Below are 5394 nucleotides of genomic sequence, written 5' to 3' on the forward strand. Positions count from 1 at the left end.
GTTTTTTTTTTTCTCCCCCTCTTTTTCGTTTTTTTCCCTCCCTTTTTTGGTCTTTTCCCCCCCCCCCCCCCCACGGACCGCGGCCACAGTCCCTGTCCACCGTCAAGGCACGAAGGTGTCCATGCTTCCCGCTGCCCCCCAGCAGGCCTCGCCGTCACGTCCCGAACGCGCACCCCGAACCGGAGCGGGGGGAAGAGCGAGGCGGCGCGCTCCGAGCGGGTTGTTCGAACCCGCCCAGCTTGTCCGCTCCTTCCCCGAGGCGCTGCGCAAACTGCATCCGCGCGTCCTGGTGAAGAACCCGGTGCTGTTCGTCGTGTCCGTCGGCGCGATGCTGACCACGCTGTCGGCGTTACTGCACCCCGCCGTGTTCACCTGGATCATCAGTCTGTGGCTGTGGCTGACGGTCGTCTTCGCCAACCTCGCCGAGGCCGTCGCGGAGGGTCGTGGCAAGGCGCAGGCCGAGTCGCTGCGCAGGGCCCGTACCGACACGGTGGCGCTGCGGCTGGAGCACTGGAGCTACGGCACGGACCTCGCCGCCGCCCGCGCGGAGGCCGTCGCCGCCACCGACCTGAAACCGCTGGACGTCGTGCTCGTGGAGGCAGGCGAGATGATCCCGGCGGACGGAGACGTCATCGACGGGGTCGCGGCCGTCGACGAATCCGCCGTCACCGGCGAATCGGCCCCGGTGATCCGGGAGGCGGGCGGCGACCGCAGCGGCGTCACGGGCGGCACGACGGTCCTGTCCGACCGGATCGTCGTACGGGTGAGCGCCCGCCCCGGGCACAGCTTCCTGGACCGGATGATCGCCCTGGTCGAGGGCGCATCCCGGCAGAAGACCCCGAACGAGATAGCCCTGAACATCCTGCTGGCCTCGCTGACCATCATCTTCCTTCTGGTCGTCGTCGCGCTCCAGCCGATGGGCGAGTACGCGGGCGCCGCGCAGTCCACGACCGTGCTGGTCGCCCTCCTCGTCACGCTCATCCCGACCACCATCGGTGCCCTGTTGTCCGCGATCGGCATCGCCGGCATGGACCGCCTGGTACAGCGCAACGTCCTCGCCATGTCCGGCCGTGCGGTCGAGGCGGCGGGTGATGTGAACACCCTGCTGCTCGACAAGACCGGCACCATCACCCTCGGCAACCGGGAGGCCGCCGCCTTCATCGCGCTGCCCGGCATCGACGAACGGCAGCTCGCCGACGCGGCCCAGCTGTCCTCGCTGGCCGACGAGACACCCGAGGGCCGCTCCGTCGTCGTCCTCGCCAAGAACCGGTACGGCCTGCGGGCTCCCGCCGAGGGCGAGTTGGCGAACGCCCGCTGGGTGCCGTTCAGCGCGCAGACCCGGATGAGCGGGGTCGACCTGCGCTGGGACAACGGCGCCGTGTGCGCCATCCGCAAGGGCGCCGCCCAGCAGGTGATCGACTGGGTGCAGATGTACGGCGGCCACGTACCGCCGGAAGCGCGCAGGTACGCGGATACCGTGTCCGCCGCCGGCGGGACACCGCTGCTGGTCGCGGTGCACGACTGGGACGGACCACGCGCCCTCGGCGTGATCCAGCTGAAGGACGTCGTCAAGGACGGCATCCGCGAACGCTTCGCCGAACTGCGCCGCATGGGCATCCGCACGGTGATGATCACGGGCGACAACCCGCTGACGGCGAAGGCGATCGCCGAGGAGGCGGGCGTGGACGACTACCTGGCCGAAGCGACGCCCGAGGACAAACTCGCCCTGATCCAACGAGAACAGGAGGGCGGCAAGCTGGTCGCGATGACCGGTGACGGCACGAACGACGCGCCCGCGCTGGCCCAGGCGGACGTCGGCGTGGCCATGAACACCGGTACGTCGGCCGCCAAGGAGGCCGGCAACATGGTCGACCTCGACTCCAACCCGACCAAGCTCATCGAGATCGTCGAGATCGGCAAGCAACTCCTCATCACGCGCGGTGCGTTGACGACGTTCTCCATCACGAACGACGTGGCGAAGTACTTCGCGATCATCCCGGCCATGTTCGCGGGCTCGTACCCGGGCCTTGAGTCGCTGAACGTGATGGGCCTGCACAGCCCGACCTCCGCGATCACCTCCGCGATCATCTTCAACGCCCTGATCATCGTCACCCTGATCCCCCTCGCCCTGCGCGGGGTGCGCTACACCCCGTCCTCCGCACATGACCTGCTGCGCCGCAACCTGCTGGTCTACGGCCTTGGCGGTCTCGTCCTGCCCTTCGTGGGCATCAAGCTGATCGACCTGCTGGTCTCGGGGGTGCCCGGCCTTGGATGAGTCGCGTCCGTCCACATGGCTCGCCCGTCAAGGCCCCGTATGCGCACGTCAGAGCCCCGTCAGAGACGGGGGTTTCGGCTTGCCCGGCGAATGCGGAACGGCTTCCATGGACTTCGTGAACAGCGCCTGGCTTTTCTACGACCGGCCGCCGAGTCCCGCTCGGCCGCCGCGTCGTGCGCCACGCTGACCGGAAGCGTCCACGTCCTGCCGACATCGCGTCCCGCCGACGCCGTGCCCGCTGACGTCGCGTCCCGCCGACGCCGCTTTCCGTGACCCGAGGGGCGCCGTGATCGGCTCCGGCGCCCCTCGTTCACCTTTCCCCCTCGCACGCCCACCGCCCCTCACCGGGCCGTGCCGGCGTGCCTGCAACCCCGGATGGGATCATGTCCAACTCAACCCTCTCCGCCCGTACCGTCCTGGTCACCGGCGCCACCTCCGGCATCGGCTACGAGACCGCACGACAGCTCGCCGAGCGCGGCGCCACCGTGCTGCTGCACGGCCGCACCGCCGAGGAGACGCAGGCCGCCGCCGACCGCCTCATCGCCACGGCCGGCGTGAAGGCGAACCAACTGGTCACTCATTTCGCCGATTTCGGCCACCTCGAGCAGGTCGAGACCCTCGCCCGCACCGTGGTCGCCGCCCACCCACACCTGGACGTCCTGGTCAACAACGCCGGCATGGCCGCGCCGGAGCGGCACACGGTCACCGCCGACGGCAACGAGGTCGCCTTCCAGGTCAACTTCCTCGCCCACTACCTGCTGACCTGCCTGCTCGAACCGGCGCTCACGAGTGACCCGGGCGGCCGGGTGGTGAACGTGTCCTCCTCGCTGCACCGCACGGCCTCCATCAGCTGGGCCGACCCCAACCGCGCCCGCCGCTACTCCCGCCTCGCCGCCTACGCCCAGTCCCAGCTCGCCCTCACGGTCTTCGCCTCCGACCCGCGCGTCACCGCCGTCTCCGTCCACCCGGGCGTCTGCGACACCGCCCTGCTGCCGCTCTACGCCCACGAGGGCGTCTCCCCGGCCGAGGGCGCCGCACACGTGGTCCGGCTGTGCGACCCGGCCGTCGAGATCGGCAACGGCGCCTACTACGACCGGGACGAGCGGGTCGGCCCGGCCCCGGCCGCGACCGAGGACCGCACGGTCAGGCGCCTCAGCAAGCTGGCGGACCTCCTGGTCGGCCGTACCGCCTGAAGAGCACGCGAGACAAGAGGAGTTGTACGTGTCCAAGCGCGCACGCAAGAAGAAGACCCGCCGCAAGAAGAAGGCCAACCACGGCAACAAGGCCGGCCAGAGCTGACCGAGCACGACAGCAGGGCGGGCGACAGGGAACAGCGTTCCCCCGGTCGCCCGCCCGTCCGCATCCCCTCTCCCCCTCCCATGAGGCATTGATGATCGAGATTTCGCCGCCCGACAAACGGGCGCTCGCGCGCTGGTTCCCCACGCACTCCCCGGGTCCCGCCACGATCGGTGAGCACGTGCTGGCGACGGGCATCGGCCGCTGGTGGGCCGACCGGCCCGTCCAGCCGAGCACGGTCGCCGTCTCCTGCGCCGGCCACGTCGTGCTGCGCGGCAGCCCGGAAGAACTGACACCGGAACTCCTCGCGCCGCTGGCCGGCAACCGGGTCGAAGCACCGGCCCGGTTCCTGCCCGCCCTCGGCGCCGCCTTCGACCGGCTCACCCCCTGGGAGCGCATGATCTGGACCCTCCAGGCCACACCCCAGCCCGCCACGGTCCCGCACGCGGTCACTGTACGGCGCCTGGAACCGGCGGACACCGACGCCGTGCACGCCCTCGGCCCCGACGCCTCCTGGCTGTCGGCCAGCTGGGGCGGCCCGCGCGGCCTCGCCGCCTCCGGCCACGCCTGGGCCGCGGTGGGCCGCACCGGCCGCATCCAGGCGGTCGCCTGCACCTACTTCCGCGGCACCAGCTACGAGGACGTGGCCGTCCACACCGTCCTGGACCACAGACGCCACCACCTCGCCCTGGCCTGCGTCACCGCCCTGTGCGCGGACATCACCTCCCGCGGCCACACCCCCAGCTGGAACTGCTCCCTCCACAACCGCGCCAGCCGCCTCCTGGCCTGGAACGCCGGTTTCCGCCTGGTCCGCGAGTACGTCCACTACGCGGTGGGGAGCCCGGTGTCACACCATCGGCTCAGCGCCTAGCGATCACCGTGAAAAGGAGGAGACTCCCATGCCCAGGAAGCCCCCGCTCCTCACCCTGCCGATCCTCGAAGGCCGCCACGAGCTCACGATCACCCGGCTGAAGCGCGGGGAGGACTCCTTCACGCTCCACTACCGGATCACACCGCAGGTCCCGGAGCCCGGTGGCGAAACCCTCGCGCTCCCGGTCCTGGAGGCCCTGGACGACCTCGGCAACGAGTACGGAGACCGCGGCGGTGCCTACGGCACCCATCCGGACGGCACCTGCACCGACGGCAGCCTCAGCGGACATCCGTCCCTGCATCCGAACGCGAGCAGCCTGCGGATCCGCATCACCTGGCTGCGGGGCGGCAGGGAAACGTCGTCCGCCATGACGCTGGGTGTCCGGCCCTGAAGGCGCGCGGCACGCGACGCGCTCGGCCTTAACGCGGTCTTGACGCGCTAAGCGGACATCCATGCGGGCCCATGCGTCACTCCTTGCTTAGGCTGGTGCGGCCGTCCGTGTGATGGCCGGAACCCCACGCTGAGCCGCACATCAGGAGAGCACGTCCATGGCCACCACCGAACGCCCTCCCAGTACCAGCCGCCTGCGCACCTGGATGCTGGAGGGCCTGTCCGACATGGGCAAGCACGGCGGCCACACCGGCCCGCACGCCGAGCCCGAGCCCCCGCACAAGGGCCAGCGCTGGTACCGGGTGATGTGCCTGACCGGTGTCGACTACTTCTCCACCCTTGGCTACCAGCCCGGCATCGCCGCCCTGGCGGCCGGCCTGCTCTCCCCCATAGCCACCCTCGTCCTCGTCGTCGTCACCCTTGCGGGCGCTCTCCCCGTCTACCGCAGGGTGGCCGAGGAGAGTCCCCACGGCGAGGGCTCCATCGCCATGCTGGAGCGGCTGCTCTCCTTCTGGAAGGGCAAGCTGTTCGTCCTGACGCTGCTGGGCTTCGCCGCCACGGA

5 protein-coding genes and 1 pseudogene are annotated in these 5394 nt (G+C 70.5%); all 6 read left to right on the top strand.

Annotation, left to right across the window (positions count from 1 at the left end; genetic code table 11):
- Positions 1–121: 121 nt before the first annotated feature.
- Positions 122–2275 (top strand): potassium-transporting ATPase subunit KdpB, encoded by a 2154-nt coding sequence (kdpB, locus tag ACZ5NH_RS25995; RefSeq protein ID WP_468778449.1) that lies wholly within the window; start codon positions 122–124, stop codon positions 2273–2275.
- Between the two features lie 383 nt (positions 2276–2658).
- The gene (locus ACZ5NH_RS26000; RefSeq protein WP_468778451.1) at positions 2659–3468 is read left to right on the top strand and encodes an SDR family NAD(P)-dependent oxidoreductase; all 810 of its coding nucleotides are present in this window, start codon (positions 2659–2661) and stop codon (positions 3466–3468) included.
- A gap of 28 nt (positions 3469–3496) precedes the next feature.
- Positions 3497–3574, top strand: a complete 78-nt coding sequence (locus ACZ5NH_RS26005) for a 50S ribosomal protein bL37 (protein WP_468253281.1) — start codon at positions 3497–3499, stop codon at positions 3572–3574.
- A 91-nt stretch (positions 3575–3665) separates the two neighbouring features.
- Complete coding sequence (locus tag ACZ5NH_RS26010; RefSeq protein WP_468778453.1) at positions 3666–4442, top strand: GNAT family N-acetyltransferase; 777 nt, start codon at positions 3666–3668, stop codon at positions 4440–4442.
- 28 nt (positions 4443–4470) lie between these two features.
- Positions 4471–4833, top strand: coding sequence for a hypothetical protein (locus tag ACZ5NH_RS26015; protein WP_365329577.1), 363 nt, complete (start codon positions 4471–4473; stop codon positions 4831–4833).
- Between the two features lie 157 nt (positions 4834–4990).
- Positions 4991–5394 (top strand): annotated as a pseudogene (locus ACZ5NH_RS26020) (amino acid transporter); the annotation flags it as partial.

The organism is Streptomyces sp. NPDC031426 (assembly GCF_055581585.1).

Bases quoted from the DNA above. Each gene is read 5' to 3' on its own strand.
- ACZ5NH_RS26000 (WP_468778451.1), top strand. From the start codon at position 2,659: ATGTCCAACTCAACCCTCTCCGCCCGTACCGTCCTGGTCACCGGCGCC.
- kdpB (WP_468778449.1), top strand. From the start codon at position 122: ATGCTTCCCGCTGCCCCCCAGCAGGCCTCGCCGTCACGTCCCGAACGC.
- ACZ5NH_RS26010 (WP_468778453.1), top strand. From the start codon at position 3,666: ATGATCGAGATTTCGCCGCCCGACAAACGGGCGCTCGCGCGCTGGTTC.
- ACZ5NH_RS26015 (WP_365329577.1), top strand. From the start codon at position 4,471: ATGCCCAGGAAGCCCCCGCTCCTCACCCTGCCGATCCTCGAAGGCCGC.